This window comes from Grimontia indica, from assembly GCF_000333895.2.
GTDB lineage: Bacteria > Pseudomonadota > Gammaproteobacteria > Enterobacterales > Vibrionaceae > Enterovibrio > Enterovibrio indicus.
In genome coordinates, this window is the sequence record NZ_ANFM02000009.1 from 15,953 (window position 1) to 37,292 (window position 21,340).

Genomic DNA, 21,340 nt, shown 5'->3' on the forward strand with positions numbered 1-21,340 from the left:
GGTTAGGGATTAGGGCTGGGATGACGCCGATTCCAGCTCAATAATGCGGGTTTCAAGCTGATGAACTTGTGCGTGGAGCTGTTTGACGGATTCAAGCAGCAAAGGGATCAAGCCTTCGTAATCGACACTTTTCAGCCCGTCTTCGTCTTCGTCAACCAGTGAGGGGATCACAGTCTCTACTTGCTGGGCAATCAGGCCAAACTCCTCGGTTGCCTGATGGGTATCTTTCCACCGATAGGTCACGCCTTCGATTTGGTTAAGTAACTGCTGGGCTGAAACTATGGGTTTAATGTCATGTTTTAGCCGTTCATCTGAGGTGCGGCTGAAATGTCGTGCTTTGACTGTGCTGGTTCGGCCGTCGATGTGAATGTCGGGTGAGTCTTTCGGGGTAATCACTTTTAGAGAGCCGGGTTCGTTATCAACTACTTCTGTCACTGATGCGAGCATGCCGATTCGTAAATCCCTTCGGCACTCCAACTGCTCAGTGAAGGCTTCTTTACTGGTGACCTTGGTTGTCGAAACCTTGTCAGGCGTAATGAAGGTGCGCTGGCTGCCACCGCGGAAGCGGGTGATATTCTCCGTGATAAAAAGTGTGTCGCGATCCAACACCATGCCGCCACCACTGTTGGTGTCCAGTTGTTCACCAAACCGGATCATGCGGGCGATGTTGTCGATACGGGTTCTTTGAAGCTTGATGTCTGTCGCCATAATGAGTGTCCTTTTACTGTTATTGGGTTGCGTTGAGGCCGAATGGAAGGGGAATACCCTGTGGTCTTAATGCAGCTGCGGCGTCTTCGAGATCAAAGGCGAAGCCCGCGCCGTTGATCATCACCTGCAAATTGACGTTGCTGACTTTCCTGACGCCAGATGTGGCGCAGCGTAGTGAGAGTTTGTTGAGTGATCGGATGGGTAATCTCGCTTCCAGATCAAGCACCACCTGCTCAGAAGCGAATAGCGTCATCGCACCTTGATTTGTGACGGCTTTGACGACCAATGGAAACTTTCGGTTGCTGTAATGAAGGTGGAAGGTGAGCTTTTTGGCGCGGGTTTTTGCCTGAACGGTCAGGGTAGCTCCCAGCATATTCAGGGTTTGATGAGGGATGAGGTTTCGAAGGGAGCCATAGAAGGGAATGCCCAGTTCTTGGGTCGCTTTGCGGAGGCTATAGCCAGGTGCGATGTTGTTCATCACTTTTCGCAGGCTGAAGTTGTAATGATCTGTCATCATCGAACGTAGCCTAGAAAAATACTGGTTCGCACCTGCTTTGTTGGGGTGCAACATGTGGGCTTTACGACATGCCACGGCAGAGAAGAGGTTTTGTTCAATCTCAAAACCGTTTGCTACCGAATATTCCAATCCAGCTTGGTAGTTGGGGCAGAGTTTATTGCGCTCTCTGGTGACGGTTCCATCCCCGTTCCATCCCCATACTTGTGGGCGTCTTGTGAACATGGCTTGAGTCGCTGCAAGACCAGGATGGAGAAACCAGATAGGGGCTTTGCGGGTGTCAGCGAGTTCTTTGTTAACCTTATTGACTGCGCGCATGGCTCCCAGCTCCATGGCGATATAAAACAGGTAGCCATTGAGCTTGGCTTGTTCAAGCGTGTCTGCCGGTGTCTGCAGGCCTTCTGCCATCCAACCCAGAACATCATCGACGGGAGACAGTGCTTTGGCGAAGTCGATAGCTGCATCAGCAAAACGGTTTCCTGTTCGAAAATCTAAAATCTCCTGAAGCACAGAACCTGACTCATGCATGACATCGGTAAACTGTTCCACACTCTCAAAACGCGAATGCGGCGAAACCGAAGGGAAATATCCGGTATATATGATTTGTGCGTTAGGACATTGAGATCTGACTTTTCTGAGAAAGGGCACCAAGCGCTCATCAATCAGGTCGTCGAGCTTTTCAACCGTTTTCTCGTAGTCTGTAGCTGCAGATTTAAACCCGACATCATTGGCTATGCCGTTCACCAGAAGCAGATCGATGTTCTCGGGGCGATCCAGCTCCGTTAATTGTTTAGTAATGGTGGGGTAAGCCGCAGGCAGTTCACCAAAAAACGTGGGTTGTGGCAGGTGGGTGTCGAATGCTGGGCGACGATGATGCTCGTTCTTTTTACCAATAATCGCGCCTGAGTGGGCTTTGTAGTCACCCGTGATGGGTTGGTGCATGTCATTGATGGAAGCGCCAATACGAAGCTCTCGGGAAAGCCAAGCAACCAGTTGGTTTGCGTAGGTTTGATGCCGGGGGATCCCTTGTCCCCACATGACGGAATCGCCAATAACTGCAACTCGCATAGATTCCTCCTTAGAGGTGTTGAGAGAAAGATGTCGTGATAACAGGCTTTTGGAGTGAGGTTCAGCGCTGTTGTATTTGCTTCAGGCAAATCTTGATGACGTCGGCATCGCACAACGGCTGATTGAAGAAAGAGGGAGGTAGCAAAGGTGAAGCGCCGGGAAGGTAGGTTTCATGTCCTCGCCCCGCGACGACAAGAATGTCCTCATCAGTTTGGCCAGAGAGTGCCTGATAAATGGCTTCGACCCGGTTTTTCACAAAACGCGCATGAGGCAAGGTCTGGCGCAAGGGGGAAACGATATGCTCAATCGGCTCAGTCCGTGAGTTGTCACCAGTGATAAAAATGCGTTGGGCATATTTCCCCACCTCTTTTGCCATAGGCGTGCGTTTGGTTTTGTCCCGATCGCCCCCACACCCAAACACGACGGTTAAGGGCTTCTGATAGTGTTCTCTTAACGCTGAAAGCGTTTGACCCAGGCCATCAGGGTTGTGGGCAAAATCGACAAAAACCCGCCGTTTATCTTTGACTGGAATGGCTTGCAACCTACCCGGTGGCAGAGTGAGAGAGGGGATAAATGCAAGGGCTTTTTTCATGGCATGATAACCACAAAGGCTGTCGATCAGGCCCAAGGCAGTCAGCAAGTTGAAGACATTGTGCTGCCCCAAGAACGGTGCGCGGCCTTGCCAGTGTTCACCGGCCAAACACAACGTCAGTTGGTGATGGTTGAGCACGCCATACCACCCGCTTTCCCGCGTTTGGCTGCTGAAGGTTTTTGGTAGGCAACCGTGCTGAATGCATGCATCAAACCATGCTTCGCGGTGTGGCTCTTCATGGCGGAGCCAGATGCTTGCGCCCGGTTTGCAATGAGCGGTGAGTTTGAGTTTAGCGTTGAGGTAGTCTGTCTCGGTTTTATGGTAATCGCGATGATCGTGAGACAGGTTAGTAAAAGCCCCACAGTCAAATTGGAATCTTTGGTACTGTCCTAAAATCAGTAACCTGCTGAAGCATTCCATCAAGCAGACGTCGATTTGCCACTGCACCATCACCTCCTTCACGTGGTCATGGATTCGCTCAGGGGTGTTGCAATACCAGGGCAGGGATTCGGTGATGTCTTGGTGGCGAAGCCCCAACGTGCCCCATGTCATTGCGGACACGCCGATATGGTTCAGTAGTTGGCGGGTTAACTCAATGCTGGTGGTTTTCCCGTTTGTTCCGGTAACGGCTGCGAATTTCATGGATAACTCCTTGGGCGAAGTGGTTACCAAACAGCCTAAATCTGACAGGAATAATCACCATCCCAAGTTCTAGGGGGTATTAAGGATCTAATGCACCAAAGAATGTCTGCGATGCACTCTGGAAAGGCGCTAACCAATGCAGTATTTCGCTTTGTGTTGGTACTCGTGCTGCCTGCAATCATGCTGCTGATAATGGTGAAGGGACTTGAGGTGACTAACCATATCAACTTGCCCGTTGTTGATGTGGCGACTCAGGTGATTCAGCAAGACGGTAAGCCCACATACCGGGAGGTTTCCCTGCCGCATAACTACACCCTTGGTAGCGGTTTTTCCTATGGGCAATACAGTTTGGTACTGCCAAAAGCGGGTGGAGATACCACGGCGATTTTGTTGCCGCCATTCAGAGATACCTTGGTAATGCGAACCGGAGGGGAGTTAATTTGGCAGACAGCGCCTGTGGCCTACTCCCGCGAGCATATGATGCCGCGTTTTCGCTATCAGCCTGTTTATCATGAGTTCCCAAATCGATTATTTAACGGAGAGAACTTATCTGTCTCGGTCGATATTGGTTCCAGTGGAGGGTTGCGGCTTCCTCAAATCTATGTGGGTACGCCTGAAGAGGTGAAACCTGTTTATCATCGTCAGTACTGGTCCCAGATAGGCGTTCATAAGGTGATGCTTTGGCTCACGCCGGTCATCACGTTGTTTTACCTGATGCTTTGGTGGTTTCGCCGTCAGAACAGCGAATACCTCTACTTCGCGCTGGGTACGGTCTGCTGGGCCATGACCAATATGACGTTCACGATTTCCAACTTACCGATTTCCCAGCACATTTATTGGATGTTGTCTGTTTCATTTCAACCTTTGCTCACCCTGTTTATGGTGCTGTTTCTTCACCGCTGGTATGGCATTCAGGCGAGAAAGCTTGAGTATGTATTTTGGTGTGTTTCCCTCTTGCTGGTGGTTGCCTCCTTTGCGTTGTATGAATGGGATCCTCAATATATATGGTGGCGATTTAACGAGAGCTTCCTGCGGGGATTCGTGGCGCTGAGCGCGGTTTATATCGGGTACATACTGCTGTGGCAGGCATACTTACGACACAGCCTCAGTGCGCTTATCTTGGCGATATCCGGTCTGGTGGGTGTTTATGCTGGGGTGTTGGATTCACTGGATGGCATGCAGCTTCTGGATATGTATTTTCCGCTGAGTATACATGCAAACTTACTGATCTTTCTGACACTTTGTGGCTTGCTGATGTACCGCTATGTGAGCGCCCTAAACAAGAGTGAAGAGCTGCAGAAAACGTTGGAAGACAAAGTCGTTGAAGCAATAAAACGTTTTGAGCAAGAGCAGTCGATAGCCCACGAAAGTGAGAAGCAACGTGCTTTGCTGACGGAACGGCAAAACCTGTTATCTGACATGCACGATGGATTGGGTAGCCAGTTGGTAGAGCTGATCACCTTGCTAAGAGTGAAGAGCGTTGGCCGGGAAGATCTCCAACTCAAAGCGCAGCAATGTCTCAATGATCTCAGACTGATTCTTGATAGCCGGAACCCGTTGTTTGAAACCCAGTTTACCGTGCTCCTTGGTCAGTGGCGCTCACGCATCGAGCCCGTCTTGGAGGCCTCTGGTATCGACTTAGCGTGGAGCCTTGATATCTGTGACGAAGAAATGCACTTGAGCGCCCAACAAAAGCTGGACTTACTGCGTGTTTTTCAGGAGCTTATAACCAACACGATCAAACATGCAAAGGACGCGACCAGAGTGATGTTCTGTTGCCAAATGGAATCAAATTCACTACATATTCAGATTACAGACGACGGAAAATGCAGTGAAGAACAAGATGACAGTGATCACGGGTATGGACTGGCGTCTATTCAATCACGCGTAAAGAGATTGGGGGGGCAGTGTCATTTTCAACGAGGAACGTCAGGCGCGTCGACGGAGATGATCATTCCAACGGGAAAAGAAGCAGGAAACAGGACGTGATAGACGAAAAGCGATTCATGCTTAGAGCGCTCGATGTGTCAAAAAATGCACTGCCTTATTGCCAACCCAACCCTCCTGTGGGCTGCGTCCTTGTCGCCAATGGCGATATTGTTGCGGAAGGGTTTACACAACCTATTGGCGGCCATCATGCGGAAGTGGAAGCACTCGGGAAGCTCAGTTCAAATATCGATATTAAAACGGTAACAGCATACGTCACACTTGAACCCTGCTCGTTTATTGGCAGAACGCCAGCGTGTGCCGAAACCTTGTTGAATTCAGGGATAGGCAAAGTGGTCGTTTCGCTACTCGACCCAGATCGGCGAAACAATGGCGCGGGTATTGCGATGTTGCAGCAGGGTGGCGTGCATGTTGAGGTTGGTCTCGCACGGGATGAGGTTGAAACCTTCCTGACTCCTTATCTTGGGCTTTCTTGGTAAGAGTTTTGGTGGAGACTTAATCAACATCTCTCATTGTCAAAGCCGTTAACCCCGCATCAAAACTACCCAAAGATTCATCGCAAGAACAAACCTGTCTTCTGGCTCACTTACCAGACGGAAAATCCCACCCTCGGCAACTACAACTGATGAAGGATGCAAAGAAGTGAGTCGATAGGGCGGGCACTTATGAAAGACACTGCGTTGATTGTCACCGAAGAAAGGGCGCTGAAAGTCAGTATTGTGGCTAATTTGGTGATGGCATTTTCAGGGTGGGTGACCTATTACCTCTCAGGCTCTGAAGCGTTGCTGCTGGACGGTAACCTTTCCTTTATTCTTTTTCTTTCGTCAATAGTTGCACTTCGCCTGACCCGCGTTAAAGCGCTGGTGACGGACGATTTTCCTTTTGGAAAGTTTGCTGGCGAGTCCATGTATACACTGTTCAAAGGCATCATGATCCTTGGTGTGTTGCTCTCTTCTATCACGACCAATATTGGCAAAATCTTTGGCTATATCGAAGGGGAGCCGACACCCCCGCTCGTGATCGGGCCCATCATGATTTATACCCTGGCTATGGTGGCGATATGTCTAGGACTGGCGTTTTACTACCGTAATGAAAACAAAAAAGTGCAATACAACAGCATGTTATTAGATGCAGAGGCAAAGTCTTCGCTGGTGGATGGCGTGCTTTCTGCTGCAATTGGTATTGCGCTGATTGCCATTATCTTCGTGGATATTCACGGGGCATGGGGTTTTCTGCATTACATTGGAGATGCCATTGTCGTGGTGCTGTTGGGGATAGCGATGATGCCACAGCCTACTGATCTAATCCGGTGCGCGTTTCATGAGTTAATGGGTGGTAGCCTTAAAGATGAAGACGAGCAGCGTGAAATCGACACAACCATTCGTCAGCTGCTCAGTGCAAGGGACATTCAATGCAAAGAATTACTGGCGATGAAGGTCGGCAGTAGTTACCTCATCATCGTGTGCTTCACCGCGGAAGTGTTTAAACACAAAAGCGATGATTTGGTGATAGTACGGAAAGAGATCCTCGATAGCCTCTGTAAAACACGTAGTTTCGTCGACTTAGAGTTGGTGCTGGATTGAATAGATCCAGCCATCACGATGCAAACCATTCATTTTCGGCGACATGAAATCAGTGCAATGATGCCGATTGAGCTAGAACCCATCTATGTTCTACAATGGCGCACTTTCAAATGACATCAGGTCAATATAATGAACGACACAACTTCAAAGCCAGCGCTGCCAGACCACCTTTCTGGTAACCCACGTAGCCCACACTTTGTGGAAGAATGCTTCCAGCACGACATCGGCATTCGCTTCAACGGTAAAGAGCGTACTGATGTTGAGGAGTACTGCATCAGCGAAGGTTGGATCAAAATTCCTTCACCTAAAGCACTGGATCGTCGTGGCCAGCCACTGCTGATCACGCTGAAAGGCACGGTTGAAGCTTACTACATCTAAGCTATCAAACGTCGCAAGACACTGATTCAAAAGAACGAGAGTCCAAGGTCACTTGGGCTCTCTTTTTTTGCCTGTAAAACAGGGTTTGTACGCGGGATGATTCCCTTAGGTGCAAGCCTGGAACTCTGATAGACTCCCCCGCCTCTCCGGTAAATCGTGTTGATTATGCCGGACCACCTAAGACTAGGATCTGCTTTGACCAATAATGATATCTTGCGCCGCATTCGCTATACCTTCGACTTTAAAGACAAAGAAGTTGTGGAAATTTTCGCGCTGGCTGATGTAACCGTGACGCTTGAACAAGTGGCGGCTTGGATGAAAAGAGATGAAGACGAAGCGTTCGTGCAAATGAACAGCATCGAGCTTTCTTCTTTTCTGAACGGTTTGATCAACTTGAAACGCGGTAAGCGCGACGGTGAACAACCTCAGCCTGATGCCCATCTGAGCAACAACATGGTGTTTCAGAAGCTGCGTATTGCGCTGAACCTGAAAGCGGAAGATATTCTGGAGATCCTGGAACTGGCGAACTTCCGCTTGAGCAAGCATGAACTGAGTGCTTTTTTCCGCAAGCCTGACAATAAACACTACCGTCAGTGTAAAGACCAGATCCTGCGTAATTTCCTGATGGGTGTGCAGCTAAAACTACGCCCTGAAGATCAGACTGAATACCAAGACTGATTGCTAATCCAAACAAAGCCCGGTTATCCGGGCTTTGTTTTTGGCACGTTAGGTAGATTTCGCGTTATCCAATGTATGGACAGTGACATGGAACTTTTCATTACCTGGCATGCGGCCGCTGGCGATACCTGTTTCAATAAACCCAACAGATTGATAGAAATTTAGCGCAGTAATATTCCCTTTTAACACTTCAATTGAGAAAGTACGTGCAGGTGAGCCAATCACGGCATTGACCAATGCTTTGCCGACACCACGACGATAAGCTGTGGGATCAACGTACAACCACGCGATCTCTTCATCATCATGTGCGATAAACCCGACAACCTGATCATTATCCTCTGCAACCAGTAGGCGATAATCAAAGAGGTCTTCGTTTTTTGCAGCGATTTCCAGTGGTATGAAAGCATCTTCAAGTGATGCCCCTCGAAGCTCATCCAGGCGAGCCAAGTCATGAATCTCGCAAAGGCGAGACCAATCGTTTTCCGAATATTCCCGAACTATCATGTGTTTTATCAAGTTTCCAATTAATGCCGAGGTGCCGCACAAAAACAGTTTTTGTAGTCTTGCCAGCATGGAAGGAAGAGGCTTTATAGCACCGTTTTATCGGTGCTCTGTGAGATGGCGTGCCAAAATGCGACTAAGTGAGTGCTTTCTGTTTAAGACCGTACTATCTGCTTGGGGATAGACGTGGAAGCAAATCTAGCTCCGCGTTTTCGGTTTGAATTGTTTGATGGAGCGCTTGCTGTTGCTGCGACGGTTGGCTTTCTTGTCGCGAGGCGGACGTTTGCGCTCGCTGTTGATGCCTTCTGTTGCAGGTTGGTCAGTCACTGGGAATCCTTCAAGCGAAAGCAGTTCCAATGGTCTTCCTGTTAATTTGCGAATAGCGTTCAGGGCATCAGTTTCGCCATGGCAAACCAAAGAGAGCGCCAGACCATTTTCGCCAGCACGGGCGGTACGGCCAACGCGGTGAACATAGACAGGCGCGTTCGGTGGTAAATCAGCATTGATCACCACAGGCAGCGCGTCGATGTGAATGCCGCGGGAAAGCAGGTCAGTAGAAACCAGAACGTTCACTTTCTTGGCTTTAAAAGCGGCCAGAGTTTGTTCGCGTGCCGTTTGATCTTTATCGCCATGAAGCGCCGCCACTGACATTCCAGCTTTGGTGAGTTTCTTCGCCAGAGCATCGGCATTACCGCGTTCACCGACAAACACCAATACCTGCTTCCAGCCATGTTGTTTGATCAGCGAAATCAACGCCTGCGCTTTACTGCCTTTGTTGACGAGATAAAGGCGTTCTTCAATCTCTTCCACCACACTGTTTTTCTGGTGTGCTTCTATTCGCACAGGCTTAAAGAGCATAGACGCGGCGGCAGACTCCAGTGCTTGCGGCATAGTGGCTGAAAACAGGAGAGTTTGTCGCTTCGCTGGCAGCGCAGAAATCAGGCGCTGAACGTCAGGCCAGAAACCCATTTCCAACAGACGGTCTGCTTCATCAAGCGCCCAGAGCTTCAAGGCGTGGAGCGAGACTTCTTCTTTGTCGATGAAATCAAGCAGGCGACCTGGCGTTGCCACGATAAGTTGTGGTTTGTCCGCCAGCTCTTTGAGCTGGTTTTCAGGCGCGACGCCGCCACACAGCATCTCGGTCTTGATGCCCATGGGTGTGGCTATTTCATCAATCGCTTTGATGACCTGAGCGGCCAGTTCGCGTGTTGGAACCAGCACTAAAGCCTGAATGTCTTTCTGGCTTGGATTGGTGCGATCAAGCATTGGCAGACTGAATGCCAGCGTCTTGCCGCTACCTGTTTGCGCGAGTGCAATCACATCGCTGCCTTTCAGTGCGACTGGAATGGCTTTTTCCTGAATCAGGGTTGGGGACGAGAGCGCTTCAGGCAGTGCAGCCAGCAAAGCAGGAGAGAGGTTCAACGATGAAAAAGTCATGGGCAGTCACAATGTGATGGAAAAGGTGGCGAAGTCTACCAGCCAGTCTATGAAAATTGTACGAAAAGCGGTTTGATTTTTTTGCACAGACAGTGGGAAAAGAGAAAAGCAGGCATCGGAAGAAGTGAGTATGCCTGCTTTGTGGTCATGCTATTGCAGATAGACGCTCTGGTTGGCTTTATCAACTTCGGCGAGGAACAGTTCTAGGAGTTCAGTGCCTTTATCGCCATGGGTTTCTTTAATGTATTCAATCACGCCTGGCTGGGTCGCATTGCGCATAGCCTGACGTTGATCATCACTCAAGGCATTCACTTTCATTTTCGCTTTCAGGCCATCCAGACCACGGTCATTGGAGGCTTCAATCAGTCTCGCCAGTCCCCGGTTTGAGCTCAGGGCAATTTCTACCGCATCAGACACAATGGCCTGTTGCTCCGGTGTGAGTCCGTCATAGAAATCTTTGTTGATCATAAAGGTGTATGGGGCAAACAGGTGATTGGTGAGCGTCAGGTAACCCTGCACTTCATTGAATTTGGCAAATGACACTGTCGGGATTGGATTCATTTGACCATCAATCACGCCGGTTTGCAGTGAGGAGTAAACTTCACCCCAAGCCAATGGGTAAGCTTCTGCACCCAAAGACTGGATGATCTTCTGGTGGGTCGGCAAGGTCATAGTACGGATACGTAACCCTTTAAAATCCTCCAGTGACTCAAGAGGGCGCTTGGAGTTGGTGACGGAAAAGAAGCCGCCGGTATCAGGGAAGCCTAGTACTTTGACGTCTTTCAGCTCACCTTCAATATCTCTCGCCAGTGTTTGGCCGAACTTGCCGTCAAACACTTCATAGGTGGCTGCGTTGCTTGAGAATGCAAAAGGTACGTCAAGTACACCGATACGTGGGTAGTAACCAGCGAGAGGCCCGACAGGCGCTAACGTGCCCTGCAATTGACCATCACGCACCATCTGGATGTGCTCTTTTGCAGAACCTAGCTGGTTACTAGGGAAAACCTGCACTTTGATTTCACCATTGGTGGCAGTTTCAACAATGTTTTTGAATACGCCAGTGAATGCGTGTGCCGGGTTTTCCATGATGTCCGCTTTATTGTCATGCCCGATACGGAGCACCTTTTCTGCCATGGCAAACGGTGCGGACAGAAGGCTGGCAGCAAGTGCTGCGGCGACAAGAGATTTGTTGATGTGTTTCATAATCACTCCATTGTTATGTTTGCTTCCATGAGCATTCGTAGAAACGAAAACCCATTGAATGGTTGCGAGGGCTAGTAGCCAAGCAATCTGGGTATGTACAGCACCACGTCGGGTGAATAAGCGATAAAGAACAGTAAGAGCAGTTGGCCGATGAGAAACGGCATTAACTCTTTGGAAATCCCTTCAATCTTTGCCCCTGTCACTGAGGACAGGACAAACAGACAGGCACCTATCGGTGGGGTCATTAAAGAGACATTAAGTACGAGGACAAAGATGATGCCCGCGTGAAGTGGATCCAGACCAATTTCCATCGTTAATGGAACCAGAATTGGCGCAAGGATAACCAGCATGACATTGATATCCATCAGCATGCCGACGGTTAGCAGCAACAGGATGATCAGCGCCAGGATGACATTTGGATTGTCAGAGAGAGAGATGAAGAAATCTGCAATCATCTGTGGAATTTGGTTGAAGCTCAGCCACCACCCCAAAATGGAAGCCGAACCAATAATGAGGTAAATCACCCCAGAGATTTGGGCAGTTCGCACTATCATGTGATAGAAGGCATTCAAGGAGAGGTTGCGATAGACAAAGGTGCCGATGATGAGCGCATAAGCCACGGCGATAGAGGCGGCTTCTGTTGGGGTCACGATTCCGAAAACAATGCCACCCAGAATAATCACAGGCATCAACAAAGCGAGGGCGGATTGACGAAACAGCACCAGTACCTGCCTCAAAGAGGCGCGTTGCTGATTTTTCGGTAAGCCTTTGCGCTTACCCATGGAAGCAATGATCGCCATACAGACGAAACATACCAAGAGCCCGGGCAGGATGCCGGTTGCAAACAGGCCACCGATCGACACACCCATCAGTGAGCCATAGACGACCATAATGCCAGACGGTGGAATGGTGGGACCAATAATGGAGCCCGCTGCAGTAACGGCACAGGCGTAATCTTTGGTATAGCCTTCCTTTTCCATCGCCGGAACCAGTGTGCGTCCAAAAGCAGCAGCGTCTGCTGTGGCTGAGCCTGTTATCCCTGAGAAAAAGACTGAGGCCAACATGTTTGAATGTGCCAGCCCACCCCTAAAATGTCCCACCAATGCCTGCGCCAAAAACACCAGACGGCTGGTGATGCCGGTGTGGTTCATGATCTCTCCCGCCAGAATAAAAAATGGCATGGCGAGAAAAGGGAAAATATTTAATCCGTTGAAAATCTTGCTGGGAGCCAGTGAGGTGAAATGTGAACCACCAATCTCATACATACCCACAAGGCCTGCAACGCCCAGAGCGATGGCAATCGGCGCGCCCAGAAACATCAGGAAAAAAAACAGTGAAGCGACCATCAGATATCCTCTTGCTGCGGTAGAGAAGGAGTTTGGTATTCGGCTGATAAGGCTGCGAAGAGGTCTTCTAAAAACACCAGAAGTGCTTGAAGTGCAGCAAGCCCAAATGTGACGGGGACAGCGGCATACGCATAGGCCATGGGCATACCGAATACCGTTGAAAGCTGGCTCGCGCCTTTTTCCGCAAAGGTAATACCGAGATAGGAGATATAAGCAAAAAAGGAGGCGGTTAGCGCACTTAAGACGACCTGAAGGATAAGATTCAACCTGTCAGGAAGTCGGTCGGCAATAAAAGTCAGCCCCATGTGTTCGCGGTTGGCAGTGCAACAGGGGACTGCCATCAAAATGGCCCAAATCATAATGTAACGCGCTAGCTCTTCCACCCACCCAAGCTGGAGTTTCAACCAGTAACGATCCAACACACCGAGCCAGACATCCAGAATCAGTATGATCATGAGAATAGCGACGACAAATTGGTTGATTTTATATAAGCGGCCTTTGATGGCTGTGATAGTTCGAAGTAGTGATTCAGGGGTTTTCATGATGCGTCCCTATTCATGAAAGAAGGCACTTTTGGTTGCTAAGTGAACAAAACATTAATGCTGGAATATGCTTTTAGCCGTGATGTATATCGCAAAAACATCAATGTGTGATAGTTTCTAACACAAAGAGCGAAGGGTTGATGTTAGTTATCTGTTTTTATTGGGTTTTATGTTGTTTCATGGCTTTTTCGCCTGCTTGTGACCTGAAAAAGTAACATCGTCGAAGTGATGGAATTTAAAGCGATGAAAGGGAAGAAAGCGCTGCCGGCGTCGAAAAATAACATGGCCAAATTCAGGGGAATTTCCTGCGAAAATGTGATATTCGTTGTTCTTTTGGTCAGCCGATAATTGATGGGGAGAGATGAACAGTCAGATGCTATCTGGCTTTGTCCAATCGGACTCTGGGTAATATGCAGAGCCCGTTGTTAGCTGGCGAATGGGTAAGTTATCGATATATCAGAAGTAAGTGGTTATCCACTTAGTTATCGTGTCAGGCTCCGTTTCCACACCGATATATCGCCATTTGTCGAAGGTGAGGCAAGGGTGGGAGGTCGAAAATACCAATATATCCCCAACTTGTAGCGTGTCTTCCTGCATGACTTCGAGGAAGAGGTGTTGATCCATAATATCTGTCGATGTGAGCTCAGGGAGAGGCAGTGGTTGACCATCCCGATAAAGTCTTATTGCTTTAGGTAGACCGGCATCAAACGCAACGTCGCGCTTACCTAACCCGATAATAGCTTTATCTTTCTCTGGCACTGAAATGACGTGGGCATACAGGGTCAGGGCGGAAACCAAATCCCCATCCAAACGACAGGCTGTGCTTCCGTCCCGTTGAGCCCTTTCCATGACGGCGTTTTGGGCCTCCAGATAGATCCCATCATCATGGATGAGATAACAGCCAGGACGAATAATGGTCGTCAGCCTTGTCTTCCCGGTAAACGCTTCTGCTACCACGTCATACCACGCCGACCCTGCACCGGTCACAATAGGCTTATCAAGCGCAGAAAGGGTAATGAGGGATTCTGCTAGTGTCACTGCCCCAGATATAAACTCCCTGACTGCAGGTTCTACATCATCGCTTTCATGTTCTGCATGAATCACACCTTCATAAAACTCAATACCCGCAAACTGAAGATGGGAAGAGTGGGCGATGTATTCTGCCAACGCTTTTACCTGCTCGTGGGTGCGGCATCCACAACGGCCGCCTGGTACACCTAATTCCACCAACATTGTGACCTGCAGATTTCTGGCATTCGCAGCCGACTGCCACTGTTCTGCCAGATATTGGCTGTCGATACACGGATATACCTCAATGCGATAGTGTTCGATGATATCCAACACGGCATTGATGTTTGCTAATCCAACGATTTGATTAGCCAGAATAATTCGTTTAGCTCCCGCTTCCGCAGCCACTTGTGCCTGAGCGGGGGTGGCGAGTGTCAGCCCCCATGCCCCCTGTTCTATTTGGGCCTTAAACAGTTGGGGAGACATGGTGGTTTTACCGTGCGGGGCGAGCAATACCTCGCTTTGATTGGCAAAGCGCTGCATCCAATGGGCATTGTGCGTGATGGCTGTTTCTGAAACGACAGCAGCGGGTAAAGGAATGTCGGTAAAGAGGGAGTATTTGCCTTCAGGTTTAGTCCTCAGTGGAACGCCTTTTGCCCCTTTTTCAAAAGAGAGCGTGTCCAAGGTGTGATAATAACTATCAAAAAAACTCTTTCTTTCCGACATAACCTCATCCTCTTAACATGCCGTTGAGCTATGGTGGTGCGTGGGTTTTGGATGATATATAATTTTCTCCATGTTGGAAACTATCAAACAAATGCGATGTTATTGTGCGTGTAATCACTTTATCGACACGTGCCAATCGCTAGGATATTGCTCGAGGTAATCGGAATGACGATGGAAGTAGACATCCTTTCGCAGATATCACAACGCTTTGACGCTTTGCGAGATGCTGAAAAGAAAGTGGCTAAGTGCGTCATGGATAATCTGGCGGGTGCGGCGAGCGCAAGCATCACCGAACTGGCAGAAGAAGCGCAGGTCAGTGAAGCCACCATTACTCGCTTTGCCAAGGCTGTTGGCTGCAAAAACGTGCGTGATTTGAAGATGAAGCTGGCTCAGTCCCTCGCTGTTGGTCAAAGGTTTATCATTGATCCGGTGGAGCAGACTGGGATTCAGGGGGTTTATGAGTCCGTGAAACAGTCGATGGATGCTAACCGCAAACTGCTGGATGAAAAAGACATAGAGAAAGCCGTGAACTGGCTGCACGGAGCCAGACAGATCATCAGTGTGGGCATGGGTGGGGGCTCCACCATGATTTCACAGGAACTGCAGCACAGGCTGTTTCGTTTGGGTTATGCCATTACCGCCTATCACGATGGATTGCTGACGCGCATGGTGGCGGCAACAGCAGACAGCAGTGATGTCATGGTGATCATGTCAACGACGGGGCATACGCCCGGCATTCTGGATGCCGCGCAGTTAGCTAAAAAATACGACCTCAAGGTTATTGCTATCACCCAGGCGGATTCACCACTGGCAGAGATAGGCGACTTGGTGTTGCCGATTACGACTCAGGAAACGGATTTTATTTATAAACCTTCGGCTTCCCGTTACGCGATGCTGGCGTTGGTGGACGTGATTTCCATGCAGTTGGCCGTCACTCACAAACGACGTTCGCGTGACAAGCTCAGAAGACTAAAACTGGCGTTAGATTCTTACCGGGGCGGCGGAGACAGGCAACCTTTGGGAGACTAAGGCCAAACACTGAGACCACTATGAGATACGACAGTGTAATTAAGGGTGCGACGATCATTGATGGCCAGAACCAGCCTCCTTATGTGGCTGACGTGGCGATCATTGATGATGAAATTGTGGCGATAGGCCAGCTTGATACTTCCAACGCAGACGTGATCGTCAATGCTCGCGGACTGGTGCTCAGCCCCGGCTTTATTGATGTGCATACGCATGATGACACCAATGTGATCCGTATGCCTGAATGTATCCCCAAGATCTCCCAGGGTGTGACGACAACGATTGTCGGCAACTGTGGGATCAGTGCATCTCCGGCGGTACTGAAAGCGGCACCACCCGATCCGATGAATCTGCTCGGAGAACAAAAAGACTTCGAGTATCCAACGTTTGCCAGCTATGTCGAGGCTGTTAATCACGCTCAACCTGCCGTGAACGTGGCGGCGTTGGTGGGACATACCACGTTGCGGAACAACGTGATGGATGACCTTTACCGTACCGCCACAACGGAGGAAATTGAGGCGATGAGAAAAGCGCTTGAGCAAGCGCTTGAGGAAGGAGCCCTGGGGCTAAGCACTGGCCTTGCCTATGCCAGTGCCAAGAGCTGTGAAGAAAGCGAAGTACTGGCGTTAACGCAAGAGCTTTCGCGGTTCAATGCTATCTACACGACTCACCTGCGCACTGAGTTTGAAGGTATTTTGGATGCAATGGATGAGGCCTTTCGTGTTGGCATGGCAGCAAAAGTCCCAGTGGTGATTTCTCATCTTAAATGTGCAGGAGCAGGCAACTGGGGACGCACCGTTGAAGTCCTGAAAAAAATGGATAAGGCTCGCCAAGCACAGGATGTCGGCTGTGACTGTTATCCCTATACGGCCAGCTCCTCCACGCTTGATTTAAAGCAGGTGACTGATGAATATCCCATCTTTATCACCTGGTCTGATCCCCATCCTGAATTGGCAGGGCAGATGCTCTCCCACATTGCTGATGATCTCAATCTCAGCCTGATGGAAACTGCCAAGAAGCTTCAGCCTGCAGGCGCGGTATACCACAACATGGATGCTCAAGATGTGGAACGCGTTCTTCAGTACCCTCTCACCATGATTGGTTCTGATGGGCTGCCAAATGATCCTCACCCTCACCCTCGATTGTGGGGGGCGTTTCCCAGAGTTCTTGGCTATTACTGCCGAGAGCGGAAACTGTTTCCGCTCTCGACGGCCATTCACAAAATGACAGGCTTGTCAGCGCAGCGTTTCAATCTCACCAAACGTGGCGAAATCAAAGTGGGTTACTTTGCTGATTTGGTGTTATTCAACCCGGACGAAATTATTGATACCGCCAATTTTCATCAACCCAAGCAGGTTGCAAAAGGCATTCAGACTGTCTGGGTCAACGGAAAAATCAGTTACCAACTATCAACAGGGGTTCAGGGACGACATGGCCGTTTTCTGCGGCGCAAAATTACCGAACCCGCTAACAACCAAATAATGGAGATGAATTCATGACAATTAAAAGATATGGCGCAGAAGGCGGCACGGGTACTGGTGGGCAACATCTGCCTTTCTCCCGCGCGACTGAAGCGGGTGGTTTTCTTTATGTGTCCGGCCAAACCCCGATGATAGATGGCGAAGTGGTGGAAGGCGGAATTGTTGACCAATCCCGTTTGGCTATTCAGAACTGTGTCGACATCATGGAAGAGGCGGGTTACACACTGGCTGATGTGGTGCACGTGAAAGTGGTACTGACAGACTCGCGCTATTTCCAGTCTTTCAATAAAGTCTTTAGAGAATTCTTTGGTGAACATCCTCCAGCACGTATCTGTATGGTGTGTGATCTGGTGGTGGATGTGAAAGTCGAAGTCGATGTGACCTGCTACCGAGCAGATCGCGCCTGACCTGATACCATGCCGAGTCAATGGAAATGAATAAGCAAAGTTATCACGTTGCACTGGTGGGTGAATGTATGGTGGAGCTCAGTGGAGAGCCTCTTTCGCGATCCTATGGCGGCGATACCCTCAATACTGCGCTCTACCTAAGCCGCCTATTGTCAAAGGATCAAGTGACAGTCAGCTACGCCACTGCACTTGGTGAAGACGCCATTAGCGATGAGATGCAGCAAAACTGGCAGAGTGAAGGGATCGCGACCGGACTGGTTTCACGTCTACCCGGAAAAATGCCGGGATTATATCTCGTGGAAACAGACCCTCAGGGTGAGCGTACGTTTCACTATTGGCGCAGTGACAGTGCTGCTAAACGCTATTTTGATGATATTTCTCCGCTTGAGAAAATCATCAAAGGTGAAGGGTTGGATCTGCTGTACTTCAGCGGTATCAGCGTTGCTATTCTACCCATTGAGGGTCGAAATAAACTTCTGTCACTCATCCACGAAGCCCGGCGTCAGGGTACAACCATAGTGTTTGATAACAACTATCGCCCCCGGCTTTGGCAGGGTGGAGACGTTCAGGACTGGTATGGCGAGTGTTTGCGTGTAACCGATCTGGCGCTGATCACTCAAGATGATGATGAAGCGGTTTGGGGGGATCAGGACATAGCAACCCGCTGCCAAGCTTTTGGTTGTCAGGAAGTGGTGATCAAGCGTGGCGCTGAACCCTGCTCAGTCGTGACGGATTTGCAGAGCGCAGAACCCCGGCAGTTTTCCATTGCGGGTGAAAGCGTCGAGCGTGTGGTTGATACCTGTGCGGCGGGAGACTCATTTGCTGCTGGCTATCTGGCAGGATATATCAAGCAATGGCCAATCCCGAGACGGGTCGCGCTGGCACACAAATTAGCCGCTACAGTCATTCAGTATCCCGGTGCGGTGATAGAAAAATCCGCCATGCCAGATACATCAGTATTCGAATCAACATAAACAGGACATTTTCAGGAGCCCACCTGTGAGCACAACAATCTTTAATGAACTGGCGAAATATAAAGTCGTACCGGTTATTCAAATTGATGACATCAAACATGCGGAGCCTTTAGCAAAAGCGCTGGTAGAAAATGGCCTTCCGGTAGCCGAAGTCACCTTCCGCACTGATGTGGCAGCCGAAGCCATCAAAATTATGCGTGAAAGCCAGCCAGATTTGCTGGTGGGCGCAGGCACTGTGCTTACCACAAAACAGGCGGATGACGCGCTGGCCGCGGGCGCCATGTTTGCGGTTGCACCGGGCTTAAACCCGAATACGGTGAAACACTGTCAGGAGATTGGTCTTCCTATGGTGTCAGGGGTCAACAACCCAAGCCAAATTGAACAGGCACTGGAACTGGGAATGAACTTTGTGAAGTTTTTCCCTGCCGAAGCCTCAGGGGGTGTTGCGATGGTGAAAGCGCTGTTAGCGCCTTACCGTGATATTCAGATGATGCCAACAGGTGGGATCAGCCCCAAAAACGTCAAAGATTATCTAAGTATTGACCGCGTGGTTTGTTGCGGTGGAACCTGGATGGTACCAGGGTCGCTGATGAAAGAGGGCGATTGGGATGGACTCGGTAGGCTAATCAGTGAAGCTGTTGCTTTGGTTGAGTAAGCTGCTATGTAACGCTCAAAAATGCCAGCGTCTTGCTGCTACCTGTTTGTGCAAGGGCAATCACATCGCTGCCTTTCAAAGTGACTGGAATGGCTTTTTCCTGAATCAGGGTTGGGGACGAGAGCGCTTCAGGTAGCGCAGCAAGTAAAGCAGGAGAGAGATTCAACGATGAAAAAGTCATGGGCAGTCACAATGAGATTGGAAAGGTGGCGAAGTCTAACAGTGAGTCGCCAGAAATTGTACGAAAAGCTGTTTGATTTTGTAACGCGGTAGGAGGGGAAGAGAAAAGCAGGTACCGAAAAAAGTGGAGATACCTGCTTTTTGCTATTCCTGTAAACGGTCTGGCTAGATTGCATTTCGCTTGGCTAGATAGTGATCATCGCTCAAAGCATTCACTTTCAACTGCGTTATTGGCCTTCCATATCTACATGCTGAACGATATCCAATCGGATCCCTGCTGGGTCTTCAACCATAAAGTGGATTTGCCCCCATATCTCCTCTTTAAGCGTCATTGCAATGGGCAAATTCAGCTCTTTCGCGGCCGCATATGCTTTCGCTGCATCTTGGACTTCCAGAGATACGACGTATCCTTCCGGATTCATAATAGGATGAAGAAACGTCGGTTGGCTGGCATGTTCAGGCATTAGAAAGCCAAGCTGAACGCCAGAGCTAGGGGAGACAAGATGCAGGTAAAATGTGTCGTCATAAAATACAGCATTGAACCCAAAAACGGTTTCATAAAAACGCTTAACGGCTTCGAGCTCTGAAGTCACCATCACCGGGAACATGGCATTAATTTCTATCATAGTTTCTCTCCTGAAAACGAATGTGTGTTGAACAGAAGTGAGTATGTGTTATCGGCGATTCCGACGATTGTATAAAACGGACATTCGCTTAAATTCTTGTGGTGTTAGGCCAGAGAACCTTTTGAACTCGCGGATAAAGTGGGATTGGTCGTAATAGTGTGCCGCCCAGGATGATGCGCCTTGGTTTTCTTGAGTCAGCTGTTTAACTGTTTTCTGAAATCTCAAAACACTAGAGAAAGACTTTGGGGACATCCCCAAATGAAGTTGTGTCAGCCGCCTTAGCTGTCTAGCGGAAACGCCAAACTCGGCGCATTGCTTATCCGAAAGTTGAATAACAGATTCAGTATTGTGGAGGCAATAGCGGATGAAGCTAACCAAGCGTCGGTCTATCGAAGGGTACTTCACCTCTCTCAGCAAAGCCGTTCCAACATATTTGCATCTTTCATTAAACGAGGTAGTGCGTTGAAGACCTTCAAACACCTCCATGAAAACTGATGGCGACACGAGTTCGAGGGATCGCGTATCAGGTGTTACTGCATCCCACTCCCCGATAGGGTGCGGAATGAGACCTTGATTTGCCAGTACGCGAAATCTGATACCAAAGTAACTGACAGGCCCAGAGAGCGGGAACTCGATTGAGGAAAGAAAGGGCGAGACGATGACGTTGTCGTCGATATCTCCAACATTAATGATCCAGTCGACGCAATTGTCGGGCATGCTTCGATAGAAATGCTCGCCGAAGGGAACATCTAACTGCCAAAAGCTATGTATCCAGTGACTCAGAGGAGGAGGAGGCACATAGGCTTTATAAGCGTTTTGAAGAGTGACAGACCCTTGTGCAGGTTGATAGTCGATATCAAGCAATACTCGCTGCCTCTGTTATGAATGTGCTTCATTTTTTATATCACAGGCATTTAGGTTGGGACTGCTTTGTCCTGACTTACTTCCGTTTCATCAATAATGTGGGAGATTGCGCTCGATAACCCGGAAGGTGCTGCAATAGTGATTCAATCCATTGAAACTCTTGCTTGATAAGCATAGACGATGGGAATTCGAGTGAAACCAAAGCACCAGCTGATAGCTGGTGCTCAACTAATTTTATTGGTACCCATTTTTCT

Annotated in this window: 22 protein-coding genes; 10 read left to right on the plus strand and 12 right to left on the minus strand. The window is 49.3% G+C overall.

Going from position 1 to position 21,340, the window contains the following annotated elements; translation table 11 throughout:
- Positions 1-9: 9 nt before the first annotated feature.
- The 3 genes from D515_RS04840 to D515_RS04850 all read right to left on the minus strand — a co-directional run bounded on the left by D515_RS04840 (position 10) and on the right by D515_RS04850 (position 3,524).
- On the minus strand, positions 10-708 hold the full coding sequence (locus D515_RS04840) for a tail fiber domain-containing protein (RefSeq protein WP_002536567.1): 699 nt from the start codon (positions 706-708) through the stop codon (positions 10-12).
- 19 nt (positions 709-727) lie between these two features.
- A complete protein-coding gene (locus tag D515_RS04845; protein ID WP_002536568.1) occupies positions 728-2,290 on the minus strand; it encodes a hypothetical protein in 1,563 nt (520 codons plus the stop codon).
- Positions 2,291-2,351: 61 nt separating this feature from the next.
- Positions 2,352-3,524 (minus strand): Mur ligase family protein, encoded by a 1,173-nt coding sequence (locus tag D515_RS04850; RefSeq protein WP_002536570.1) that lies wholly within the window; start codon positions 3,522-3,524, stop codon positions 2,352-2,354.
- A gap of 90 nt (positions 3,525-3,614) precedes the next feature.
- Between D515_RS04850 and D515_RS04855 the strand changes: the two genes are divergently transcribed.
- From D515_RS04855 to D515_RS04875, 5 genes are all read left to right on the plus strand, one after another.
- The gene (locus D515_RS04855) at positions 3,615-5,513 is read left to right on the plus strand and encodes a sensor histidine kinase (RefSeq protein ID WP_002536572.1); all 1,899 of its coding nucleotides are present in this window, start codon (positions 3,615-3,617) and stop codon (positions 5,511-5,513) included.
- A gap of 17 nt (positions 5,514-5,530) precedes the next feature.
- Positions 5,531-5,950 (plus strand): bifunctional diaminohydroxyphosphoribosylaminopyrimidine deaminase/5-amino-6-(5-phosphoribosylamino)uracil reductase RibD, encoded by a 420-nt coding sequence (locus D515_RS04860; protein ID WP_002536573.1) that lies wholly within the window; start codon positions 5,531-5,533, stop codon positions 5,948-5,950.
- A gap of 186 nt (positions 5,951-6,136) precedes the next feature.
- A complete protein-coding gene (locus tag D515_RS04865; protein WP_002536574.1) occupies positions 6,137-7,054 on the plus strand; it encodes a cation efflux transmembrane domain-containing protein in 918 nt (305 codons plus the stop codon).
- 129 nt (positions 7,055-7,183) lie between these two features.
- A complete protein-coding gene (locus tag D515_RS04870) occupies positions 7,184-7,432 on the plus strand; it encodes a DUF3297 family protein (protein ID WP_002536576.1) in 249 nt (82 codons plus the stop codon).
- A 195-nt stretch (positions 7,433-7,627) separates the two neighbouring features.
- Positions 7,628-8,110 (plus strand): YehS family protein, encoded by a 483-nt coding sequence (locus D515_RS04875; RefSeq protein ID WP_002536577.1) that lies wholly within the window; start codon positions 7,628-7,630, stop codon positions 8,108-8,110.
- Between the two features lie 48 nt (positions 8,111-8,158).
- Here D515_RS04875 and D515_RS04880 read toward each other — a convergent pair whose 3' ends face one another.
- From D515_RS04880 to D515_RS04905, 6 genes are all read right to left on the minus strand, one after another.
- Complete coding sequence (locus D515_RS04880) at positions 8,159-8,614, minus strand: GNAT family N-acetyltransferase (RefSeq protein WP_039849623.1); 456 nt, start codon at positions 8,612-8,614, stop codon at positions 8,159-8,161.
- Between the two features lie 195 nt (positions 8,615-8,809).
- On the minus strand, positions 8,810-10,048 hold the full coding sequence (locus D515_RS04885; RefSeq protein ID WP_002536579.1) for a DEAD/DEAH box helicase: 1,239 nt from the start codon (positions 10,046-10,048) through the stop codon (positions 8,810-8,812).
- A 150-nt stretch (positions 10,049-10,198) separates the two neighbouring features.
- Complete coding sequence (locus tag D515_RS04890) at positions 10,199-11,251, minus strand: TRAP transporter substrate-binding protein (RefSeq protein ID WP_002536580.1); 1,053 nt, start codon at positions 11,249-11,251, stop codon at positions 10,199-10,201.
- Positions 11,252-11,322: 71 nt separating this feature from the next.
- On the minus strand, positions 11,323-12,597 hold the full coding sequence (locus D515_RS04895) for a TRAP transporter large permease (protein WP_002536581.1): 1,275 nt from the start codon (positions 12,595-12,597) through the stop codon (positions 11,323-11,325).
- Entirely contained in the window at positions 12,597-13,139 is a 543-nt protein-coding gene (locus D515_RS04900) for a TRAP transporter small permease (RefSeq protein ID WP_002536582.1), read from the minus strand. The genes D515_RS04895 and D515_RS04900 overlap by 1 nt, the downstream gene beginning before the upstream one ends.
- Before the next feature lie 456 nt (positions 13,140-13,595).
- Positions 13,596-14,873: an amino acid deaminase gene (locus tag D515_RS04905; RefSeq protein ID WP_002536584.1), complete on the minus strand. Its 1,278-nt coding sequence runs from the start codon at positions 14,871-14,873 to the stop codon at positions 13,596-13,598.
- Positions 14,874-15,038: 165 nt separating this feature from the next.
- Between D515_RS04905 and D515_RS04910 the strand changes: the two genes are divergently transcribed.
- Genes D515_RS04910 through D515_RS04930 form a run of 5 tightly spaced genes read left to right on the plus strand, consistent with a single transcriptional unit; the run spans position 15,039 to position 19,416 of the window.
- On the plus strand, positions 15,039-15,902 hold the full coding sequence (locus D515_RS04910; RefSeq protein WP_002536585.1) for a MurR/RpiR family transcriptional regulator: 864 nt from the start codon (positions 15,039-15,041) through the stop codon (positions 15,900-15,902).
- 20 nt (positions 15,903-15,922) lie between these two features.
- On the plus strand, positions 15,923-17,398 hold the full coding sequence (locus D515_RS04915) for an N-acyl-D-amino-acid deacylase family protein (RefSeq protein ID WP_002536587.1): 1,476 nt from the start codon (positions 15,923-15,925) through the stop codon (positions 17,396-17,398).
- Positions 17,395-17,787, plus strand: a complete 393-nt coding sequence (locus D515_RS04920) for a RidA family protein (protein ID WP_002536588.1) — start codon at positions 17,395-17,397, stop codon at positions 17,785-17,787. Before D515_RS04915 ends, D515_RS04920 begins: the two co-directional genes overlap by 4 nt.
- Positions 17,788-17,807: 20 nt before the next feature.
- Positions 17,808-18,761: a sugar kinase gene (locus D515_RS04925; protein ID WP_002536589.1), complete on the plus strand. Its 954-nt coding sequence runs from the start codon at positions 17,808-17,810 to the stop codon at positions 18,759-18,761.
- 25 nt (positions 18,762-18,786) lie between these two features.
- Positions 18,787-19,416: a bifunctional 4-hydroxy-2-oxoglutarate aldolase/2-dehydro-3-deoxy-phosphogluconate aldolase gene (locus tag D515_RS04930; protein WP_002536591.1), complete on the plus strand. Its 630-nt coding sequence runs from the start codon at positions 18,787-18,789 to the stop codon at positions 19,414-19,416.
- A 4-nt stretch (positions 19,417-19,420) separates the two neighbouring features.
- On the opposite strand, the gene D515_RS25170 is transcribed toward D515_RS04930, so the two are convergent.
- From D515_RS25170 to D515_RS04940, 3 genes are all read right to left on the minus strand, one after another.
- On the minus strand, positions 19,421-19,597 hold the full coding sequence (locus D515_RS25170; RefSeq protein WP_002536593.1) for a DEAD/DEAH box helicase: 177 nt from the start codon (positions 19,595-19,597) through the stop codon (positions 19,421-19,423).
- 226 nt (positions 19,598-19,823) lie between these two features.
- Positions 19,824-20,222, minus strand: coding sequence for a VOC family protein (locus D515_RS04935; protein ID WP_002536595.1), 399 nt, complete (start codon positions 20,220-20,222; stop codon positions 19,824-19,826).
- 48 nt (positions 20,223-20,270) lie between these two features.
- Positions 20,271-21,086, minus strand: a complete 816-nt coding sequence (locus D515_RS04940) for a helix-turn-helix domain-containing protein (protein ID WP_002536597.1) — start codon at positions 21,084-21,086, stop codon at positions 20,271-20,273.
- Between the last annotated feature and the right edge of the window lie 254 nt (positions 21,087-21,340).